Genomic DNA, 21,903 nt, shown 5'->3' on the forward strand with positions numbered 1-21,903 from the left:
TTTAAGTTTTTAACAAAAAAGTTGAATTGTGTATAATAATATTTACAAGTTTTAACAAAAAATTCACTACAATTGTATGGAAAAAGTAACTTTTTGCTAACTTGCAGAATATCCTTAATTATACATGAAAACAAAAAATGCCGTAAGTACTTTTACTGTACTCATCGCCGACGATCACGAAATTATCCGTCGTGGTTTAAAAGGCTTAATATCAGACTTTTGGCCTGGTGTCGAAATCATTCACGCCTCTACAATGGAGCAGGCGCTGGTAGAAACCGAAAAATTACCAAGCTTAATCATTATTGATGTGAATTTGCCTGGTGGTAACAACCTCAAGGTAATCGACCAGCTTAAGGCGGTTCAGCCCAATGCAAAAATTCTGGTATTCTCTTCATTAAATGAAAACATTTATGCTGTACCTTATTTAAAATCAGGCGCATCTGGTTATTTAACCAAAAACGCTGAAGAGTCAGAAATTGTAACGGCAATTACTACGATTTTAGCCGGTAGCCGCTACTCCAGCAGAAATGTTAAAGAAAATATGTTCAACAGCATATTGGGTAACGATGCCGATAATCCTTTCACCAAACTATCTGGCCGTGAATTGGAAGTAGCAGAGCTTTTAACAAAAGGAATTGGTGTACTGGAAATTTCCAATCAGTTAAACCTTCAAATGGGTACTGTAAGTACGTATAAACTCAGGCTTTTTCAAAAGCTTAAAATCAAAAGCATCATCGAACTGGCCGAGAAGATGAGTATTTACGAAAGATAAAAAGAGTGTTACACTCTTTTTATCTTTTAATTTTCCTTGTTTTTGTTTACTGTGCCAGGTCCGCCATCGCCTGATTCGTTAGGTGTTGAGCCAGCCTGGCCAAATTTTTCTGATGCCCCTTCGCCATTCTGATCAAAGGAAGCCTTATCTTTTGAGCTTCCTTTTTCATTTTGCGCTTTTTCAGCCGCTTTTTTATTGTCTTTAGTTTCCATAGTCATCTTGTTGATTGTTAAGTTAACAGTTTAAAATAACACAAAGTTTTATTTTTATAACCAAAGCGGGAGGCCGGCAAATGATTGTTGTGGCGTTTGGCTTGTTGTTATCGTAAAATTTAAGCCGCCATCAATGCGGGGAACACAGGCCCGGGCCCCGGGTACGGGCAAATTTTTCGCGGTCCATATCCGCCTCCAGTCCGGCAGTTCGCTTAACAGGCCGGGTGGTCTGTATCCTACCATGCCCACCATCAGTTTCATTCATTGCCGCAATACATCAATAGCTTAGATTTTTTTTAGTAGAGGTATAAACCATTTCATTAATTTATAGCTAAATTTGTTAGTATTTATTTACAACTGCTGGCGCTATAATTTTTAAATAAACTAAAAATATTAGTAATTTTGATTTCAATCACCCTTATCATAAGAAAATGGATCACAACAGGCAGATTATTCATATGGATCAGGATGCATTTTTTGTATCTGTAGAAATCAGAAAAAATCCCGGGTTATCCGGTAAGCCGGTAATTATCGGTGGCGGTGGCGATAGAGGTGTAGTTGCTTCCTGTAGTTACGAAGCGCGAAAATATGGCATACATTCTGCCATGCCGGGCAGGACGGCTAAATTATTATGCCCCCAGGCCATATTTTTAAAAGGCGATATGGAAGAATATTCCAAAGCCTCGCATGAGATTACCGAGATGATTGCCGATCAGGTTCCGCTTTTCGAAAAGGCCAGTATTGATGAGCATTATATCGATATGACCGGTATGGACCGCTTTTTTGGCTGCATGAAATTCGCATCTGCACTCCGGCAAACCATTATGAAAGAGCTGCACCTGCCTATTTCCTTTGGCCTGTCGATCAATAAAACCGTAGCTAAAATCGCCACGAACGAATCGAAGCCTGATGGCGAAAGGCAGGTCAGTTTTCCTGAGTTGCGTCCCTTTCTCGATCCTTTGGCTATCCATAAAATTCCGGGCATTGGCCATGCCACCTATAAAAAACTGAGCGAAATGGGGGTTCGCGATATCCGCACACTTACGCAGATCCCGCAACAGCTGATGTTTAAAATTTTGGGGCAGCATGGCTTAAGCTTATGGCAAAAGGCAAACGGGATCGATCTTTCGCCCGTGGTGCCTTACCGCGAAAGAAAATCTATCGGCACACAGGCCACTTTTGAAAGCGATACCATGGATATGGCTAAACTAAAAGCCATTATAACCGGAATGGTCAGCGGGTTAACCTTCCAGCTGCGCAACCAGCAAAAACTCACTGCCTGCATTACCGTCACCGTGCGTTATACCAATTTCGAAACCGTTACCCAGCAGGAGCGGATCCCTTATACCTCGCTTGATTCATTTCTGATCAGCAAAGCCCATCGCCTCTTCGAAAAAGTATATGCAAAACGGATGCTGCTGCGCCTGGTAGGCGTAAAACTTTCCCATCTGGTAAGTGGTTACGAACAGATTGGCCTGTATAATGTTGCTGAAGAGGAGTATAGCCTTTGCCAGGCCATGGATAGGGTGCGCAACAGTTATGGCGCCGAAGCAGTGGTAAAGGCCTGTATTGTTACCCAGCCACCCCGCGATGAACAAGGGAAAGTGATCAAATACAACCCGCGTAAAAATAAAAAACTGATCGAAAATATCAGTGAAGCAGAACAGGCGCCTGAAATCAGAAAGCGGTCAAAAATCAGAAGTTTTATGAGGGAGAAGGGAACAACAGGCACCAAATCATTCGAGTAATTATGTTTTTAAATGTGCATTCTTCTTATAGCCTTAAATATGGTACACAAAGCATTAATCAGCTTATTGCTGCCGCACGGCATCTGGGTATTCACCAAATGGTGCTTACTGATATCAATAACTCAGGCGGGGCGGTTGAGTTTATCCGCGAGTGTTACAAACAGGGCATTGCCAAAGAGGCTGATGATATACACAAAGGTAATATCCCTTATCAGATCAAGCCGGTAGCCGGTATCGAATTCCGCGGCGATAATGGTTTACGCTATGTGGGCATTGCCAAAAATAAGGAAGGCATGCGCGAGCTCAATACATTTTTAAGCTACCATCATATCAATCACCTTCCGCTTCCTCAAACGCCGCCGGCAATGGAAAATGTGTATATCGTTTACCCCTTTTATAAAACGTTCAATAAAACGCTAAATGCCAACGAGTATGTCGGCATCCGTGCAAAACAGCTCAATCATTTGTATCAACATCCGCTTTTAAAGCAAAAAGACAAGCTGCTGGTATGGCATCCCGTTACCGTAAGCGATAAAGTTACCTATCGCTTGCATGAGTATCTACGGGCTATTGCACTCAATACCCTTTTAAGTAAGGTTGCTGACGACGAAAAATGTGATCCCGATGAATTTCTCATTCCCGAGGCCGAACTTACCCAGCGGTTTGAGCAGTATCCTTTTATAGTTCAGAATACCCAAAAGCTGCTCAACAGCTGCGATTTAAGCGCCTATTTTGAAGATACTACCGTACCCAGCTCAAAAAACAGGTTTCATTATACCAAAACCGGGGTAGAGGGCGATAAAAAAATGCTTCGCCGGCTGGCCACATTGGGGCTTAAATACCGTTATGGCGAGTACCACCAGGAGGCCCTTAAACGGCTGGAAAAAGAACTTCGCATCATCGAACTTAAAAACTTCTGCGCTTATTTTCTCATCACGTTTGATATTGTAAGGTATGCCATCAATAAATGTGGTTTTTACCACGTGGGCCGGGGCTCGGGCGCCAACAGTATGGTTGCCTATTGCTTGCGCATTACCGATGTAGATCCCATTGATCTTGATCTGTATTTCGAACGTTTCCTGCATGAGAAACGAACCAGCCCGCCCGATTTTGATATCGATTTCTCCTGGGATGAGCGGGAGACCATTCAGAAGTATATATTTAAACGTTATCCAAAATGGCATGTTGCGTTTTTGGGTACCATGAGTACTTTTAAAGACCGTGCAGTAATCAGGGAAATTGGTAAGGTTTTGGGTTTGCCTAAAGCAGAGATAGATGGTTTTACCGATCCCGCCAAAGAACGCGAAAATCTGTCGGATGCAACTTACCAGAAGTTGCTGGCTGTACACCGGTACCTCAAGAGTATGCCCAATCAGCGTTCTATCCATGCCGGCGGGATTTTGATTTCCCAGGAGCCGATTACCTATTATACCGCGTTAGATATGCCGCCAAAAGGTTTCCCTACGGTGCAATGGGATATGTATGAGGCTGAAGCCATCGGTTACGAAAAGTTTGATATTTTAAGCCAGCGCGGTATCGGGCACATCCGCGAGGCGGTGCAGCTCATTAAACAGAACAAAAATAAAGACATCGATATCCACGATTTCAAAAGCTATAAAAAAGACCAGAAAGTAAATGCAATCCTAAAAGAAGGACAGCCCATCGGGTGTTTTTACATCGAATCGCCGGCCATGCGGCAATTGCTCAAAAAACTCAAATGTGATAATTACCTTACCCTCGTGGCCGCCAGTTCCATCATCCGCCCGGGCGTGGCCAGTTCAGGTATGATGAAATCGTATATAGAACGTTACCATGCCCCAGAAAAGGTGGTCTACCTGTGCGATGTGATGAAACAGCAGCTCAGCGAAACCTATGGCGTAATGGTGTACCAGGAAGATGTGATCAAAGTATGCCATTATTTTGCGGGTTTAAACCTGGCTGATGCCGATATCCTGCGTAAAGCCATGAGCGGAAAGTACCGCTCAAAACTGGCTTTTGATGAACTGGTCAATAAATTTTTTGCCTCAGCCAGAAAACAGGGCCATTCAGAAGTGCTTATTACCGAAGTTTGGCGGCAAATCTCCTCTTTTGCCGGTTACAGTTTTTCAAAAGCACATTCGGCCTCCTTTGCTGTTGAAAGTTACCAGAGCCTTTACCTTAAAACCTATTACCCCATGGAGTTTATGGTAGCGGTACTGAATAACTACGGCGGTTTTTACAGCCGCTGGGTTTACGTGTACGAACTGCAGAAAACAGGTGCCAAAGTACATCTGCCCTGTGTTAACCATAGCGATGAGGTGGTCAATATCAGGGGGGAGGATGTCTACCTCGGCTTTATTGGCATTCAGGGCCTGGAAGAAAAAGTCATTAAAATCATTCCGCAGGAGCGTGCCGCAAATGGTTTGTATCTCCATCTCGAAGATTTTGTAAAGCGAACCTGTATCTCACTGGAACAGGCCATTATCCTCATCAGGCTTGGTGCCCTGCGCTTTACCGGCAAAGATCGTAAAACCCTGCTTTGGGATGTGCATCAATACCTGGGTTTTAAACAGAAAAAAGTAAACCATGCCGAACTGTTTAAAATCAGTTATAAAACCTATCAGCTCCCTGCACTGGCAGATTCTGATCTCGAAAATGCCTATACAGAATTAGAGCTGTTGGGTTATCCGCTCAACCATAACATGTTCGATTTTCTGAAAACACCTTTCCGCGGAGAGGTGATGGCGGCCGATCTGCCCCGGTACCTCGGCCAAACAGTACGGATGGTGGGGAATTATGTATGCGAAAAAACGGTACATACCATTAAAAACAACAAAATGTGGTTCGGTACCTTTTTAGATGCCAGGGGCGATTTTTTTGATACCACCCATTTCCCCAACACCAGTCCGCAATATCCTTTTAAAGGGAAAGGCTGTTACCTTATTTTAGGCAAAGTGGTAGAGGATTTCGGTTTTCAGAGCATAGAGGTGCTCAGGTTTGCCAAATTAGCTATTCAGCTAAATCCGGTCGCTATTCATTAAAAAAAACAGGTGAGGGGATGGGGGCTGAAAATAAAACCATCCAATGGCAGTTTTTTATTGTTACCATAAAAATTTCACCATAAGTTACCAGCCTTAAGGTTATCGAAACGATCTTTTCAAGGTAATTATCATGGTTAAAGGGGAGTGGGGTATGTTAAACTGATTTTGGTAACCCCTGCATAATTGCCCTTTTTTAGTTACGGGTCTTAAACCCATCAGCTACCCTCGCCCTAAAAAAAATAACCGCATGTTGCTTGTGGCTCAAAATTTGATACCATTATCATTATGGAAAACCACAATAAGCCCACAAAGAAAATTTTAATGCCATCTGTTGTACATGATGACCTGCCGGAGCTAAAAAAGCCAGCGCACGGGCAGCAAGTTCCAGATCATCATGCTGATACCTTGCCCGAAAATCCCGAAAGAAATTACCACCACGAAGAATTAAAGAGCGTCAGTTCCGGTCACAACAACATCAGGCAGGCTGATGATGATGTTTGGAATGGAGAAGATGCTTAGTTTTGGGTGTAGACTATAGGTTTACAGACCTGGCGATCTTACACCTAAATCCGTTAATTCAACTTTTATCAGGATTAAGCGTGGTTATCAAAATAAAAAGCTTCCGGTTTTTATCTAATTTCAGGACTTTTTAAGATAATACTTACTTACCATTTCTAGTGCTGCAGGATGTTTATCAGACAAGTAAAAAGTTTGCACAAACCTATAAAATCACCAATGAGCTGAATACGTATTTGATCAACAATGCTGACACCTGCTTTAGCGAGCGAGCGTTAAATGGTAGAGTATAGCAAATGAAATTTGTGCCAATTATCTTCTACTTGCAATATCTATACAGATCCCTAGATAATAATATAGAGAAAAAACTTTAGGTTTTCTGTTTTTCAACAATGCGTACCAAAAAGCATTGCCTTTAAAACCCGATCTTTCTATACAAAAAAAAGCCACATCGAGAATAGATTTAACTTAAACTGCATAATGTTTATATAAATTTCTAATTTGTATGAAAATCTATTTTAATGCAAAAATCAACTCCATATGAACAATTGTTTCATGTATTCTCAAAAATGGGCGGGCTGTCCAATATATTGAAAGAGGCCATCATTGAGCAGAGCAAAATTATTAGTTTACCTAAAAACCAAAAAATTTTAAGTGAAGGAGAAAAAAGTGACCGTATTTATTTCATAGTGAAAGGTGCTGTCAGGGTATTCTACCTCAACAAAGAGGGTATCGAAACAAATACTTGGTTTTTATTTGAAAATGAACTTGCCATTTCAGTATATAGTTTTTTCACTTCACAGCCTAGCTTTGAATATATTGAAACATTGGAGGATAGCGTTTTTATAGTTCTTCAGAAAGAAAAACTAGATTGGCTTTATGAGCATTTTGTTGAATTTAATATAGTCGGAAGAAGGCTGACAGAATTATATTATATACGTAACGAAGCACAGGCAAACGCGCTGCGCATGTTTTCCGCCAAGCAGCGTTACGAGCAGCTGATTCAAAACCAGCCTCAACTTTTTAACCGAGTTTCTCTCAGTCACATCTCTTCATATTTGGGCATAAGCAGAGAAACTTTAAGCCGGATAAGAAAAAAGTAAGCATTTTCATTTTGTGACTTTTGTCAAAAAATCTCAAAGAGTGACCTGGTATTTTTGGAGTATAACTTAATATAGTGAGGAGATGTTTTCTCAAAATCAAAGTTATGTTTATCAAAAATACAAAATTCATCAATCTCAAACTATTTAAAATGACGCAAAGCTTAACCTCAATCCAGCGATTTTATCGTTACTATTTACTGCTTATAGCTATCGTTGCCATTTCCTGCAAAAAACAGGCTGATTTTGTAGACGTGTCTCAACCAGATCAATCAGCCTCCTCTTTTGTTAAGGAACTTTATGCAAAATGGACCGCTTATTCTAAAGACCACCCGGTTGTGGCTTCACTAAAGCCGAACGAACAATTAGATTGGAAAAAGATAGTAATTAGAATTTCAACAAATGCTGAACGCAGTATTAATTATTATGTGCCGGTTACTGAAAATAATCAACCATGTGTCAAGGCCTTAGAATTATCTTTCAGCAGTGAAAAAAATAATTTCCAAGCTAATATGAGGAATTATACGGCACCTTCTCCTTCTGATGGGAGCTCTTCAGAAGAACGTCGATTGCAAACTATTCTTTATAATTTCTCAATGATGGGCCTAACCATACCTCAAAACATTATCAATCAAGAAAAAATTATCCAAAAAAAACTTAATGACGAGCATATAGCATCTGTAAGGAAAAAAACAATGTCGGTCGCTCCTAAAAATAGATCTACCACCTCATATCTGTCTACTCGCGAATGTAAAACTGTAGTCAATGCTGACTTTTATTACATATTCACTATGCCTTCAAATAGCTATTCAGGCAATGATAATGTTGTTATGAACTATTTTAGAAACCAAGTCTTTTCATATCTGACATATGCAAAGAATCTAGACTATGAAGTGCCCACATATGGAAATCGAAACGAACTGACTTTTTATAACATACCCGATAACACCAGCCTAGGATATACCATACGTACAGCACTTGATTATGCAGCAGATGCTACTCAATCAAATTATAATTTAATGCTTTCCACCATTAGCTCTTACAACTACGAGGTACTTTATACAACATGTGCAAGTACTGGCGGCATCGGTCTAGGAACCGGCGGCGGCAGTGGAGGTACCGGCGGCGGTGGTAATTCTGGTTCCGGGCAAGTAAATGTACAAGATCCTGGTGATAGCTATGAAGTTGAGTCATTTAACGATGGGATAGATTTAGCAAAAAAGTTAGATTGCTTTAATAGCATAGCCGACAACTCAAATACAATTTACATCGCAAAAATATGTGCAGATCTACCAAATAATTCAAATTCACTTGCATTAATTGGACCAGATAGAGTTGGTCATGCTTTTATTACTTTAACTAAAACTAATGGCGCAAATTCTATTACACAAACTTTTGGTTTTTATCCTAAAAAGGGATACAAAAGTTTATCAACTCTTTATGTTGATAGCCAGATTGAGGATGACGGAGCAACACACCATGAGTATAACGGCAGCTATACGGTTAATATAGGTCGCTTGGATTTTGAAAGAGCGATAAGTGCCGCTATCTCATATTCTACTTTGAAATACAATATTAATAGTTTTAACTGCACAGACTATGCCTTAACTGTTTTTAATGCTGCATTAAGTTATGGCAATCAAGTATCTGTATCTGACTGGCATGTTCTTACGAGTAATTATGGTAGAACGCCCAATGGGCTGTATAGAAAAATAAAGGAAATGAAAGATGATGGCAAAAGTGGAACGTCCGTTGCAGATGGATATGCTCCCAATTCATCAAGTTGTAATTGATAACAAAACTATATAACTATTGAATTTAAGTATTCAACATAAATTTACCGATAGATGAAAAAGAAATATATTTTAATCATATTGACTTGTATAACAATTATTCTAAGCAATATTCCGCCGGTACACTATTTATTCGACTATACTCTAGATGAAAAGCATTATAGATACAGGAATGCATCAGGAAATTTCGATGTGGCCGATAGAAGTGGCAATAACATAATTGGAATAAAAGAATCATTCAAAGCATATGTGAAAAGCAATAAAGTTAAGGAAGAAGATGCTATCTTATATCGAACTTTTTGGAAGAATCCTATCGCTTTCTGGCGTTGGCATAGCTATTTCAACACTAAAGATGAAAGGTATAAACTACCGTATAAGAATTAATATTTAGTCACTTAAGCAATTGCATAAAAAAAGCCCTATAACCGCTATTTTCATACGTCTAGAGGGATTTTTAGCTTCTAAGTTGCTTTCTCCAACCATTTGAAGATTAGTTGGACCGCAATTTTAAACTTCTTTTTTTCACTTTCCTGCGCTGCATCTTTAATAAGCCAATCGTTCACAAAAAGGCGAGTATAACATTCGGTCTCTCCATTTTATGAAACATTTGAACCAGCAGAGGCTATAATGCTATGAGATAGGTTCGAGTTCGTTTATACGCCCAAACATGGAAGTAGGCTCATTATGGCCGGAATAGCATTACATGCATTGGATGGCCAATGCCTAAACAGGCATATTTTAACACTGCAGAAAATCAATGAAGAGGTGGCGGCATGCAAAACAACAGAAAGAATAAGCATAGCAAAATTAAATGGCAGTTTTGAAAATTAAAGATGCCCGGATAAAACTCAAAAAGCTTTATCCGTCATTACACAATTAACTTTGCAATAGTAATGGTCCCTGCAATTAACTGATTAAAGTAAGTAAATGGAATCACAAATTAAAATGCAAACAGAGCAATTTAGCAAACCCCTATACATCATTAATGGAATTTGCTTGACAATGAGTATTTGGTTTACATATAAACACTATTTTTATAATGATGGCAAAGGAATTGATAACGTATTCTACATGCTTTCAATGCTTACTTTACCCAGCTGTTTTGGATTAATTGCCGTTACAAAATTAAGCCATGCAAAAGTTTATAAAAACTGGTTAATTATATCAAATATTTTCATTGTATTAGCTGTTGTTTTTGTTGAAAAAGAACTTATAAAAGGCGTATTTTATATAGCCATAATTCCCTTTATCACTTATTTATTACCACAATTTTCAAAAAACAGAAAGACAATAATTAACGCTATGACAGTATCATTCATTTATGCTTTTATAACTTCAATACTCCCCATTTTCTCATTTATGATGTCTCTTATTTCTATAATAATTGGAATAATCAATCCCGCTTAGTAATCATTATGGTACCAATACAGCAGGTGCTTCATTTCTTACGCTACATCCGGTCGGCCAGCTATTCATTACTTTAGATGGTGCCCTCCAGGTATAGCATGTTCAATACCAGGTTCAAAGGAAATCTTATTGATGATATTGCTTTAAACGCTGTCTGCGCTTGAAGCGCATAAAGAAAATAATTAATACTGATAAATAAGGAAGCGCAAAGAGTATTCCCGGCCAAGGCTCGTCCCACATCAATAATAAGGCGAGTAATACCAGCATAAATGGCAGTAGAAAAAAGCTTAAGCCACTCATTACCGGGCTAAACTTAACCCTATTATTGAGGTTAAATAATATTGGCAGGGTGCCAAAAGCCAGGCAGATGTTAAAACCGACTGCAATGCCATAAGGTAAGTTGATAAAATCAGTGTCTGCTGTACCCATTACCTTCATCGTCTGTAAAATAAATACCCCAAGCAAACTTACCAGCGTAGAGATCAGAAAACAATACAGTATCATCATCAGGTATTTCATCATATTGTGCATTAACTTTAATTAGATTTAACAGACCGTTTTAGTAATTGTTTTATGCGGCTCTGATGATCAATAACATCAAAAAAGGCTTACGCTAGTTGTGTTTAAAGTTCTCCGGTTCAGTCAACCAGCCTGTTAATCAGGTTTGCATGTTAGAGAATAACTTTTAGGTGACCATACGCATACCATGATCTACGAAATTAATACCATTGCAAACTATCATCAGGCCATTATCCCTATATCTGCACTTACCTGTTGGTACTGATTTAGCGCGTATAGCCGGAACAAGTGAGTTCAGTGATGATATCTGATAGCAAATCATTGCCTATCCAAAACTAAAACCATCCCGCTAAAAGAAAGAAATAGATTGCAATCCGGATATCGAGAAGTAATGGTATGTGGTTTCTGTCTAACCCGTCAAACCAAACGTTTCAATTTATAATTAATTAAATAATTTTAAACCGGTGCGCAAAATTCCAAACAGATGTAGCATACGTTAAAATAAAAATGGCTTTCAGATTTGATCTGAAAGCCATTTTAAGTACCCCGGAAGGGATTCGAACCCCTGACCCACGGTTTAGAAAACCGTTGCTCTATCCAACTGAGCTACCGAGGCCCATTTTTTTAATGAGCTGCAAATATAGAAGTTCTGTTTAATATGTAAAAATATATTTTAAACTATTTAGGGTACACTTTTGCTATTTTAAATAAGTGTTTAAAAAAGAAGCAATTAAAATCAAAGCTCCAGGTTATCAAATCCGTTTTAAATAGTAAAAGGGCCAATTATCTGGCCATATTCATCAATAATAGCAGGTAGAGGATTTATTCCTCATCTAAACCATCGGCATTTGACGAACCATTTATCCTGATATCAATTCAAAAGGATATTCAACGGTCATCTAAAGCAAAACCACTTTTTATTATCTTTGTAATACTAAATAACGACAGGAAATGAAAACAGCAAATATAAATATCAACATAATAGACAGTTACTTCACCTTGCTGAAAAGTTTAAGTCCAGACAATAAACTGGAACTGATCGCCCGAATATCAGAATCAATGAAAACGACCGCAAAGAACGAGAAAGAAATCTCTCTGGATGCGTTATATGGTTCCTGGGAATCTGACCAAACCGACGATGAATTGGTTGCCGAACTTAAAGCAGCAAGAAACTTTGCCAGAAAAAGAGTCGCATTGTGAAAAAATACTTGATCCGCACCAGTATATTTAATTGCCTTTATCAAACGGAAGTTTGACCCGCCAAAAAATATGATCTTACTGATCCGGTAATTACAAATCCATTAATGTGGCCGGAAGAACTGATCCTCCCGTCCACATCAGATACCGTTTAAAACTTGTGGGGCCGATAAGTCACTCTTCAACCTGGCTTTGTAAATAAACCAGTAAAGAGGATAGCACCATCTGTTCCACTCTTAAATTTTAATACGCACCGTTTAGGATTTCTAAAGCCGTGTACGATTTGATGCGCTGCATTACTGACCACATCGATTCACCACCTAACTTTCTACGGTCTATAACGTTTCCGCCCCTGTCATTGGTCCATCGCATACCACCCTTGATACTGTTCATTTCTTCCTTGGAAAGAACAGTTAGTTTTTTTGCTAAGTTTTTCATAGTTAAGTTTTTTTATTTAACAGATATGAATATAACACAGATAAAAACTAATGAGCTAGGCTGATTTACATTCGTACAGTACTATTTTATATTCGTTAGGAAATTTGGAATATTTGCATCGTATCAGCGGCGGGCTAGGCTATACAAATATTCAGCACAATGTAATGAGACGGTAGAGCCAAAGCCTTCTTTAGAAATCGGTAAAGCCGTTTGGCCATCACCCGTCAGGAGGGCAAATTGACCAAATCAGTTAAGTAATGAGGATATGTTTTTACCTCAAGTCATTTACATCAATTATCTTTGATTTGAGGCAGGGTATCGATCTTCATCATTCCTTTACGGTATACTTTCACTATCATCGTTTTCTGCTGTTCCAATACTTTCTTGCCATTTCGATCCTCGTGTACCTTATAATTATATAATGCCGGGATTTGCCCGGATGCTGACATGATAGCAAAATGCCTTCTAACCGGATCGTAAATAAAAATACTGTCGGGTAAGTTTTGGTCTTTAGCGGAGAAAAATCTGTACCAATATCGTTTGTGCATATATCCTTCAAGAAAAACACGATCCGACCCTTCAGCAGATGAGCGAAACAGCCTACTTCTTGGTGGTGTCGGAACATCACACCCACTAAGCAATTAAACGCATATCGCTGCAAGTATGAGTGGATATAAGATTTTTACAGACAGGCGCTTCAATCTTAATGTGTAGGTTGAAGAGAATGGTCTCATCAGAGATTAATAGTTTTACGCTTAGAAGATAAATAAGAGGCAGCGTTTTATTAAGGTTTAACTGAAAATTGAGCACTTTGCACATAAAGCGTAACTAAGCAGAATACATGTTCTGTCCATTACCCATCAAGAATCTCTACAGCAATTTCCCATAGTTAAATCCAAATTGTTTGGCCTGTCTATCGTTGTCTATATAAGTGAATATCTTTATCTTGAATCAGTAGGATTTGCAACAATCCCTTAGATTTTGTACTTCAAATATCTGTTGCAAATTCTACATCAGTTCGCTTTTAGTACTCACTTAATTACGAATTATTAGTTATTGTAGCTTGATGTTATAACTACACCAAATGACAGTAATATTAGTGTTATGCAGATTTTAATAGAATGAAGTTTAGGTGTACTATTGGTTCGTAGAGGGAGCTCTCACTGAAGTCTGATAATAAGCTTAGCTCTTGATAATATTAAACTTTTAACAATTTGATAATATAAAGATTCACTTTTGTTTTAGTGCGTAAATTAAATTTGTTTCATATCAAACGCACTAATGCTCTTAAATCTTTCATATCGTTACGAAGGCCCAAAAAAAGGGACAATCAAGGCTCTCAGGTTAAACTCAATGGATTTGATAACAAATACCTATTGGTTTAGTTTGATGAGACGGATAGCTTATCATCCAAATCGGTCTTTTAGTAGAGCGCTCTTCAAGAATACCGGATCTGCCTGATTTACTCTTATCCTTATAAAGTCCACAACAATCATAATCGTCATACCATGTTTTTAACCAACAGATCTCCTATGCGTATAGGATTTCGTCATTTCTTTGTGCGGGTACAGAATTTTGTTTCATGCGTCATTCGCAAAAAAGTTTATTGCTTAAGGGTTTTTATTGTTCTTGTTTCCCTATTGGGTTGTACAAGTGCAGGTGCCCAGCAAGAATTGAAAAAATACGTTAATCCCATAGCACCTAATGTCGCCTCCTTTGAAAAATATGGAAATATACCCATCAACTATAGTACCGGACAGATCAGTCAGAATATCAATCTTTATACCCTCGATATTGACGAAAATTTGAAGATTCCTATAGACTTAAGTTATTCCAATTCAGGAATGAAACCTGATGATATCCCAACTTGGGTGGGCCATGGTTGGGACCTCATGCCAGGTGGATATATTATGCAGGAAATAAGGGGGATGAATGATTTGATGCCCGGAGGTCTGTTCCGCGATCAAAATGCCAGAACATCTCTTCAGAATTATTTGAATGGAGTGATGTCGGATCCCAATCAAAAATATCTTTACATCAAGAATGTACTAAGAGGAAATGCAGATACCCAGCAAGATGTATTCTCCCTGAATCTTTTTGGAAAGATAGTTAAGTTCTATTTTGATGGTACAACTGCCAAGTTTATTAAGTACGAGCCATATAAAATAGAGTTCACATTAGGAAATGGCTTTATTGTCACTGATGAAAAAGGCTATAAATTTCGTTTTTCGACCAGTAGTGGTAATTCTGGTACATCAGTTACTGATCCAGATGGAGGATTTCCTACAGGCGGCGCCTGTACCTGGAATTTGGATGAAGTTATAACACCAAACAACGATAGTGTCACTTTTCAATATGTTCCTGATGTTGTGTATGCAATCAATAACCAAAACACCTCATTTACTTTTGGTGCATCCAGTATAACCGATAACGGATCAGGATATCGTTGTTACTCAAGTTTTAACGGGCCTAAAACTTCATATTCAACAACAACCATCGCCCAAAATATACTTAAAACGATAAATTTTAAGGGACGGGCAGTCAATTTTGGTACAATTTTACGAAATGATATACTAGGGCTATCAGGCGCAAAGGCAAATGCACTGAATAACATCCAGATAACGAACGAAAACAATCAGATTATAAAATCAATTGTTTTGAGTTATGATAATAATAGTCGCTTGAAATTAAATCAGTTAACCATAACTGATCCATCTAACAGCTTAAATATTCAACGGTATGGATTTGAATACTATGGAGATCTGACAGCCGTTCCACTCATAACTAGCTTAGACCGTACCTATGGTATAGACCATTGGGGATATTACAATGGTGCCGGTAATTCGCCCTATAGCGTTACCAACGTAGATTACAGTACTTTTATACCCGGCCTGATCAGTAGGTTTGGACATAACAATAATAGTCCTAACAACTTTTCGGTTACTGGTATGTTACGCAGGATTACATACCCTGCAGGTGGCTATACCGAAATCGAATACGAGCCCAATCAGGTATCCTTTAATTCCCTCGCAAAATATACCTATCTAGACTTTGTGAATAGGCCTTTAACTACACAGATTCTTTCAGCAGATACGAATTGTGAGGAAGGGGCTGCTGGTGGTACCGGTGGGGGAGGTTATGAGATTGGAGTTTTTACTATCGATCATCAGATTAATGCAGCGGAAATATTCTGGTCGCTTACCAGCAGCAATATGTCTATCCCTACATGCACGGTCCAAAAAATAGAAAATGGAAATGTTGTTCAGACGATAATGCAGGAGATTGCCAATAGTGGTGCCAGTGCCTCTGGTTCGAAATATTATGGTTTATCCCCAGGAACCTATCAATACATACTTGATTCCGGCTGTGATGAATCGACCACCCAGAATTCAGTTGTATTGTACATTGGTGAGGATAAAGTGCCCCCAGGCGGAATGATTGTTAATGTGGGTGGAAACAGGGTATTGAGGGTTAAAGATTTTGATTATACAGGACATATAGCCGGTATTAGAAGGTTTAAATATGCAGAGGCCATACTAAACCAATATCCAAAGTATGTTGATACTTATGACGTAATCGCTGAATCATTGGTGCAATCACCCTGGACGCATATGGTATGCGGTCCTGCATACACCATTGGAAATCATAATCTAACCCCACAGCTAGGCTTTCCGATAACTTACAAACAGGTTACTGAACTATCGGGAGAAAATGGCGAAAACGGCAAAACTGTTTATTATTATGATAATGAGGCCATAATAGGGGGTGACTATGCAAACCCTCCTTACCCTCCCGCAATCCCGTTAAGCTGGCGGAACGGAGATATTTTGAAAAAAGAAATATATCAGAATTCCGGAGGTATCTTTAATAAAAGGCAGGTAACATCTTACACTTATACGCCAACCCCTCCAACTTACCAGGAGTCACCTGAAATACTTAAGGGAATTAATTTTGGCATTAAGGCGAATGTGGTTTTGGGAGACGAAAATCCTCTTCACTATTATGAATATTTTAATTCGGGTAACGTTTATCTACCTACCGATCGGCATGCTGTTTTATCGGTAACCGATACTACCTTTAACAGCGATGGGACTTTCGTCATAGAAAAAAGCAATAACACCTATAACAACGGCGATTTTCTGCTCTCCAGCGTTCTAAGGACGGGTTCATCCGGCAAAATCTTTGAAAAAAAAATATGGTACACGAAAGATTTTAACGATTTGGGCAATATAGCAACCCTTAAGTCAAAAAATATTATAGGTTTGCCGTTAAAGCAAATTAATATTAATTCGGGGAGTATTGTTTCGGGTGAAGTTTTTACCAGGGATAACTCGGGAAATGTTACCCAAACCCACGAATATGAGAATATTTCATTGGAGGCTGCACCATCCCATGATCCTAATAATTATTATCCTCAGAATTTTGTACAAAAGACGCTGCTGGATTATACCACCAATGGTAAAGTAAAGGAGTATAAAGATGTGGATGGTATACCAGTAGGGATATTGTGGGGATACAATAGTTCATATCCGGTGGCTGAAGTTAAGAATGCCACCTATCAGAACTTAGTAACTGTTCTTGGCCAGAATGTTATTGACCAATTGAGCGGAAACAATCCGGGTTCAGATGAACAGGTTAGAACTTTGCTAGCACCATTAAGGGGATCACTGCCCAATTCACAAGCAACAATGTATACTTATAACCCTCTTGTAGGTACAACCAGTGTTACCGATCCAAAGGGAATAACAACATATTATGAATATGATGCGCTTCTGCGTTTAGTGGTCGTAAAGGACCAGAATGGACATATTGTTAAATCTTACGAATACCATTTTAAACCCTAGACCTCTCTTATGAAAAAACTAATATACGCGGTATTCTATATTTTGATATTTATTCAGGTAACGTTTGCGCAAACACCTAGCAGTAGTCAGAATTACATATTAGAGACAAGAGTTCGTGCAGCGGGGCATAAAACAGTTGCGAGTCTTTCAGGATTGCCTGTAGATTCTGCTAACCGGACCATCAAGTATATCGATGGATTGGGCCGTCCTTTACAGATTGTACAATGGCAGGGTAGCCCTGGTAAGCGGGACATGGTAACCCCAATGGCTTATGATGCCTTTGGCCGTGAAGAAAAGAAATATTTGCCATATGTGGCTACCACTGGCACGAGTAACGGAACTTTTAAGGTTTCGGGAATTAGTGATCAGAATTCCTTTTTCACTTCTCCCGGTAATGGGAACTGGAACTCTCCTGGTGTAATTCCTACACCCAACGCTGCCTTTTCGCAGACAGTTTTCGAGGCATCGCCTTTAAACCGTGTACTGGAGCAGGGTGCGCCAGGCTCGGTATGGCAGCCCGGTACCAGAACAGCCACATCTGGCAGGTCGGTACTTGTTGATTATAGCACAAATAACAGTTCTACAGCTTATTCTACCATAGGTTTTGCGGTACGCCAATACAGTGCTGCAGCCGTTACGGCTGTAGGGCATGAGCAGGAACGCACGTTAAATGGCACAGGGTACTATGCTACAGGGCAATTGTACCTAAACATTTCGAAGAATGAGAACTGGTTACCAGCAGACGGCAAGGCAGGTACAATCGAAGAATATAAGGATAAAGATGACCGGGTGATACTAAGAAGGGTGTTTAACCAGGTCGGCAGTACTTTAGAAGCTTTGCCTACGTATTATGTTTATGATGACTTCGGAAATCTGTCCTTTGTGCTACCTCCCGGGGCCAACCCGGACGGAGGTGCCCCAGACGCAATAGCAATGGATAACTTCTGTTACCAGTATCGGTACGACGGCCGGAACCGTCTAATTGAGAAAAAGGTGCCAGGCAAGGGTTGGGAAAACATGGTATATAATAAACTGGATCAGGTTGTTTTTACGCAGGATGCCCGCCAGCAGACAGAACAGATTACGGGCTTTACACCAGGTTCCTACCATACTTTTCATAAATACGACGCGCTGGGAAGACTGGTAATGACTGGAACAGAGCGTAACCGCGTATTAAACAGGAAGCAGATACAGCAAATGTTTGATGCTCAGGCAAATAATTGGGAGGTGCGCACAAATGATCAGGGTAATATGCATGGCTACAGCAATCTATCCATGCCTCAGAACTCGGTTGATATGCGGGTTGAAGTAGTGAACTATTATGATAACTATGATATACAGGGTCTCCCAGATAATCAGAGCAGCAGTTATAGTAATAAGACCAGAGGACTGCTCACGGCAAGTAAAACACTTGTATTAGGCACCACCGATACCTTTTTATGGACGGTGAACTATTATGATGAAAAAGGGCAGATAGCGAGAAGCTGGCAGCAGCATTATAAGGGGGGGATAGTATCGGCAGATAGTTATGACCAAACTACCTCTACTTACAATTTTGCTGGAGAACTAACCTCTAGTGTAAGATCTCATGTATCGGGAAGTACGCCCACAGCCCGCACTCTTGTTGAAAATAACTTTACGTACGATCATGTTGGCAGGAAATTGTCAACCACCTCCGAAATCAATAAGCAAGGAGCAGTAGTGTTGAGCAAACTCGAATACAATGAAATTGGTCAACCCAGTAAAAAGAGCCTACATGGCAGTGCCACACCGAGTGATACGAATGTGGTTTTAGGCAGTGCAGATGCTTTGGCTCCTGGTCAATCGCGTACTGTAACCGCCTCCGCAAGCATCACCCTATCAGATGGATTTTCCGTCGCCCAGGGAAGTACCTTTACCGCCCAGATTTCCTCCGGATCGTTCATGCAAGAGACCATATTTGGATATAACGAACGGGGATGGCTTAAGACCAGCAGCTCCAAAGAATTCAATATGGAACTGAAATATGAAGACGGAACGTACCCGCAGTATACTGGGAATATTTCTAATCAACGCTGGGGAACATCTCTGAACAACGAATTTATTTATCAATACGATAAAATGGATCGATTGGTAAATGGTAGTATGGTTAATACTAATCCTTCCTTAGGACCTGCAATGAGAGAGGTGTTGAATTATGACAACATGGGCAACATCAACCAGCTAGGCAGGGATGGTGGTACAATGAACCAGTATCATTATGATGGCAACAGGCTACAGCGTATCGATAATGTTGCCGGAAACTATGCTTATGATGCTAACGGGAATGTCACGCTAGATGGCAGGACCGGAATGCAATTTAGCTATAATACAATGAACCTGCCTTCCGGGGCCGTTGGAAACGGTAAAAACATCCAATATGTTTATGATGCCTCGGGCAATAAACTGAGAAAAATTGTTGCGGAGAATGGGCTGACCACGGTAAGGGAGTATATAGATGGCATTGAATATGAAGGGAACAATATCGATATTATTCATACAGAGGAGGGTGTAGCGCAACGGAACGGTGACAATAGTTACAGTTATCATTATAACCTTCCAGATCATCTGGGGAACGTACGTTATACCTTTGATATTTACAACGGCCTGGTCAGGCCGTTACAGGTTGATGATTATTATCCTTTCGGTAAGCGCAACAGTTTAATGTCCGGAAATAATAAATATCTTTACAATGGCAAAGAGATTCAGGATGAACTTGGCGGGCATTATGATTACGGTGCAAGGTTCTATGATCCGGTTATAGGCAGGTGGAACGTGGTAGATCCGCTGGCGGAGCTTGATAGAAAAACAACTCCTTATGCTTATGCGTTTGATGATCCTATTCGCCATACGGATCCAGATGGAATGTTTGGCGAAGATTTTAATGAAGATTTTGATGGTGGGCCAGGGCCTAAAGTTGGTGTAGGCATTACTGCAGGAGGAATCATTGGCGGTTCGCTTGCTGCTGGAGGAGCAGTTGCCCTTGCAGGAACTGGTACTGTAGTTGGTGCCCCTGTAGGATGGGTAGTAGGTGGAGGTATTGTTGTTGGAGGGATTATAGGAGGGGGAGCAGTTTATCTGTGGGATAAATTTCATTCGAATAATAAAGAATCTTCTACTGTTCTGAAAAATGAAGATTCAAGCAAGAGTTCTGGGGGAAAACAAGCAACCTCAGAATCTGGTGCAACAGCAAGAGGTACAGCAGGAAAACTTGAAAAATCGCCAACGGGTAAAGGGACAGTCCCTGCTTCGCAAAGAGCTAAATCAAGAGTTCCGACAGCTAAGGAAAAAGAACAGGAAAGAAAAGCTAATGACAATAAGTGTACGAATTGTGGTAATGAAACAAAAGCAAAAGACACAAGGTCACATCATTATCCGAAGAGACATGCAGATGGCGGGACAAAAACTACTCCTGTCTGTAAAGAATGTCATACTTATTTACACAGTACAAAAAAATAACTAATGACAAATAAGGAGTTTTTAGATATTATCAGAACAAATATTGATAAAAATGGCTATCATATTACGCTCGTTAACGGTGGACAGCATCCAGATTTTTCTTACTCTATTGGATTAACTGAAAAATTAGGTTTTGAATTGATCATGGCAGGAGGATTTAACTCAGTAAAAGGTAATGAGGCAGTATTTGATTATGTAATTAATCAATTACAATATGGATATACGGTTGATTCTAAGTTTTCATTACCAGACGAAAGTACTTTTTATCTGAGCAAGGTAGACCCATCTTGGGCTAAAAAAATGATGTTGGGCGTTTATGATTATTATGACACAAGTGAAATTATCGCTTATCAAATTATTCCAGTAGAAAGAACACTAGATATACCATTAATGTCAGAATCAAGAGATCTAAATGATCCTATTTGGAAATGGCTAGATATAGATTGGAATATAAAAGCACCAGTAAATTCTTATGTAATTACTGATTTTGATGCGTTAATAGGCAAGACAATAATTGAACTTACCAGATGGGAAGAAGGTGTATGGGAAATGTTTTCGGGGCCAGGGCCAGATGTTAAGGAAGAGGATATTAGAATAGTTCCGTTGGGAACAATCTTAGGGATAGATGCTACGTTATGGCCAATTGTAGATTTATCTATAGGTGAAGGTTTATGGAGAGAAAGTAAAGATTCAGAATGGCAGAAGTGGGAATAATAATCCTCATGACCTGATTTGTAATAGCCACTACTTAATCTGACAGTTGGTTAGTTTTTGCTAATTGTCAGATTGAATTTCTGAATATGTTTTTTGCTCTTCTGAGATCGTTAATTTATCTATTACTTTCTCTTGTTTATAGCTCT

Annotated in this window: 16 protein-coding genes and 1 tRNA gene; 12 read left to right on the forward strand and 5 right to left on the reverse strand. The window is 39.5% G+C overall.

The annotated features are described in order from the left end of the window. The first annotated feature begins 124 nt into the window (after positions 1-124). Positions 125-772 (forward strand): response regulator, encoded by a 648-nt coding sequence (locus ACFE6N_RS18730; RefSeq protein ID WP_378938947.1) that lies wholly within the window; start codon positions 125-127, stop codon positions 770-772. Positions 773-798: 26 nt separating this feature from the next. On the opposite strand, the gene ACFE6N_RS18735 is transcribed toward ACFE6N_RS18730, so the two are convergent. Beyond that, positions 799-984: a hypothetical protein gene (locus tag ACFE6N_RS18735; RefSeq protein ID WP_378938949.1), complete on the reverse strand. Its 186-nt coding sequence runs from the start codon at positions 982-984 to the stop codon at positions 799-801. Positions 985-1,415: 431 nt separating this feature from the next. On the opposite strand from ACFE6N_RS18735, the gene dinB reads away from it, so the two are divergent. The 7 genes from dinB (at position 1,416) to ACFE6N_RS18770 (ending at position 10,568) form a co-directional block, all read left to right on the forward strand. After that, the gene (gene dinB / locus ACFE6N_RS18740; RefSeq protein WP_378938951.1) at positions 1,416-2,732 is read left to right on the forward strand and encodes a DNA polymerase IV; all 1,317 of its coding nucleotides are present in this window, start codon (positions 1,416-1,418) and stop codon (positions 2,730-2,732) included. A gap of 2 nt (positions 2,733-2,734) precedes the next feature. Beyond that, positions 2,735-5,752, forward strand: a complete 3,018-nt coding sequence (locus ACFE6N_RS18745; protein WP_378938953.1) for a DNA polymerase III subunit alpha — start codon at positions 2,735-2,737, stop codon at positions 5,750-5,752. A 285-nt stretch (positions 5,753-6,037) separates the two neighbouring features. After that, positions 6,038-6,271, forward strand: a complete 234-nt coding sequence (locus ACFE6N_RS18750) for a hypothetical protein (protein WP_378938955.1) — start codon at positions 6,038-6,040, stop codon at positions 6,269-6,271. Positions 6,272-6,789: 518 nt separating this feature from the next. After that, positions 6,790-7,371 (forward strand): Crp/Fnr family transcriptional regulator, encoded by a 582-nt coding sequence (locus tag ACFE6N_RS18755; RefSeq protein ID WP_378938957.1) that lies wholly within the window; start codon positions 6,790-6,792, stop codon positions 7,369-7,371. A 104-nt stretch (positions 7,372-7,475) separates the two neighbouring features. Then, the gene (locus ACFE6N_RS18760; RefSeq protein ID WP_378938959.1) at positions 7,476-9,161 is read left to right on the forward strand and encodes a hypothetical protein; all 1,686 of its coding nucleotides are present in this window, start codon (positions 7,476-7,478) and stop codon (positions 9,159-9,161) included. 54 nt (positions 9,162-9,215) lie between these two features. Beyond that, entirely contained in the window at positions 9,216-9,545 is a 330-nt protein-coding gene (locus ACFE6N_RS18765; protein ID WP_378938961.1) for a hypothetical protein, read from the forward strand. Between the two features lie 543 nt (positions 9,546-10,088). Next, positions 10,089-10,568 (forward strand): hypothetical protein, encoded by a 480-nt coding sequence (locus ACFE6N_RS18770; protein ID WP_378938963.1) that lies wholly within the window; start codon positions 10,089-10,091, stop codon positions 10,566-10,568. A 126-nt stretch (positions 10,569-10,694) separates the two neighbouring features. Here ACFE6N_RS18770 and ACFE6N_RS18775 read toward each other — a convergent pair whose 3' ends face one another. Both ACFE6N_RS18775 and ACFE6N_RS18780 read right to left on the reverse strand, forming a co-directional pair. Beyond that, complete coding sequence (locus ACFE6N_RS18775) at positions 10,695-11,090, reverse strand: hypothetical protein (RefSeq protein WP_378938965.1); 396 nt, start codon at positions 11,088-11,090, stop codon at positions 10,695-10,697. A gap of 539 nt (positions 11,091-11,629) precedes the next feature. Beyond that, a tRNA-Arg gene (locus tag ACFE6N_RS18780) sits at positions 11,630-11,703 on the reverse strand. A gap of 335 nt (positions 11,704-12,038) precedes the next feature. On the opposite strand from ACFE6N_RS18780, the gene ACFE6N_RS18785 reads away from it, so the two are divergent. Continuing rightward, entirely contained in the window at positions 12,039-12,287 is a 249-nt protein-coding gene (locus ACFE6N_RS18785; protein WP_378938967.1) for a hypothetical protein, read from the forward strand. A gap of 240 nt (positions 12,288-12,527) precedes the next feature. Here ACFE6N_RS18785 and ACFE6N_RS18790 read toward each other — a convergent pair whose 3' ends face one another. Then, positions 12,528-12,722 carry a hypothetical protein gene (locus ACFE6N_RS18790; protein WP_090987167.1) on the reverse strand — a complete coding sequence of 65 codons (195 nt, stop codon included), beginning with the start codon at positions 12,720-12,722 and terminating at the stop codon, positions 12,528-12,530. 290 nt (positions 12,723-13,012) lie between these two features. Continuing rightward, on the reverse strand, positions 13,013-13,270 hold the full coding sequence (locus ACFE6N_RS18795) for a hypothetical protein (RefSeq protein ID WP_378938969.1): 258 nt from the start codon (positions 13,268-13,270) through the stop codon (positions 13,013-13,015). 984 nt (positions 13,271-14,254) lie between these two features. On the opposite strand from ACFE6N_RS18795, the gene ACFE6N_RS18800 reads away from it, so the two are divergent. From ACFE6N_RS18800 to ACFE6N_RS18810, 3 genes are read left to right on the forward strand one after another with little or no spacing between them, the layout of a single operon-like run. Beyond that, on the forward strand, positions 14,255-17,566 hold the full coding sequence (locus tag ACFE6N_RS18800; RefSeq protein ID WP_378938971.1) for a hypothetical protein: 3,312 nt from the start codon (positions 14,255-14,257) through the stop codon (positions 17,564-17,566). Between the two features lie 9 nt (positions 17,567-17,575). Then, positions 17,576-21,043, forward strand: a complete 3,468-nt coding sequence (locus tag ACFE6N_RS18805; RefSeq protein ID WP_378938973.1) for a DUF6443 domain-containing protein — start codon at positions 17,576-17,578, stop codon at positions 21,041-21,043. 3 nt (positions 21,044-21,046) lie between these two features. After that, complete coding sequence (locus ACFE6N_RS18810) at positions 21,047-21,757, forward strand: DUF4262 domain-containing protein (RefSeq protein ID WP_378938975.1); 711 nt, start codon at positions 21,047-21,049, stop codon at positions 21,755-21,757. Positions 21,758-21,903: the final 146 nt, after the last annotated feature.

It is taken from the genome of Pedobacter sp. BG31, assembly GCF_042464845.1.
Lineage (GTDB): Bacteria > Bacteroidota > Bacteroidia > Sphingobacteriales > Sphingobacteriaceae > Pedobacter > Pedobacter suwonensis.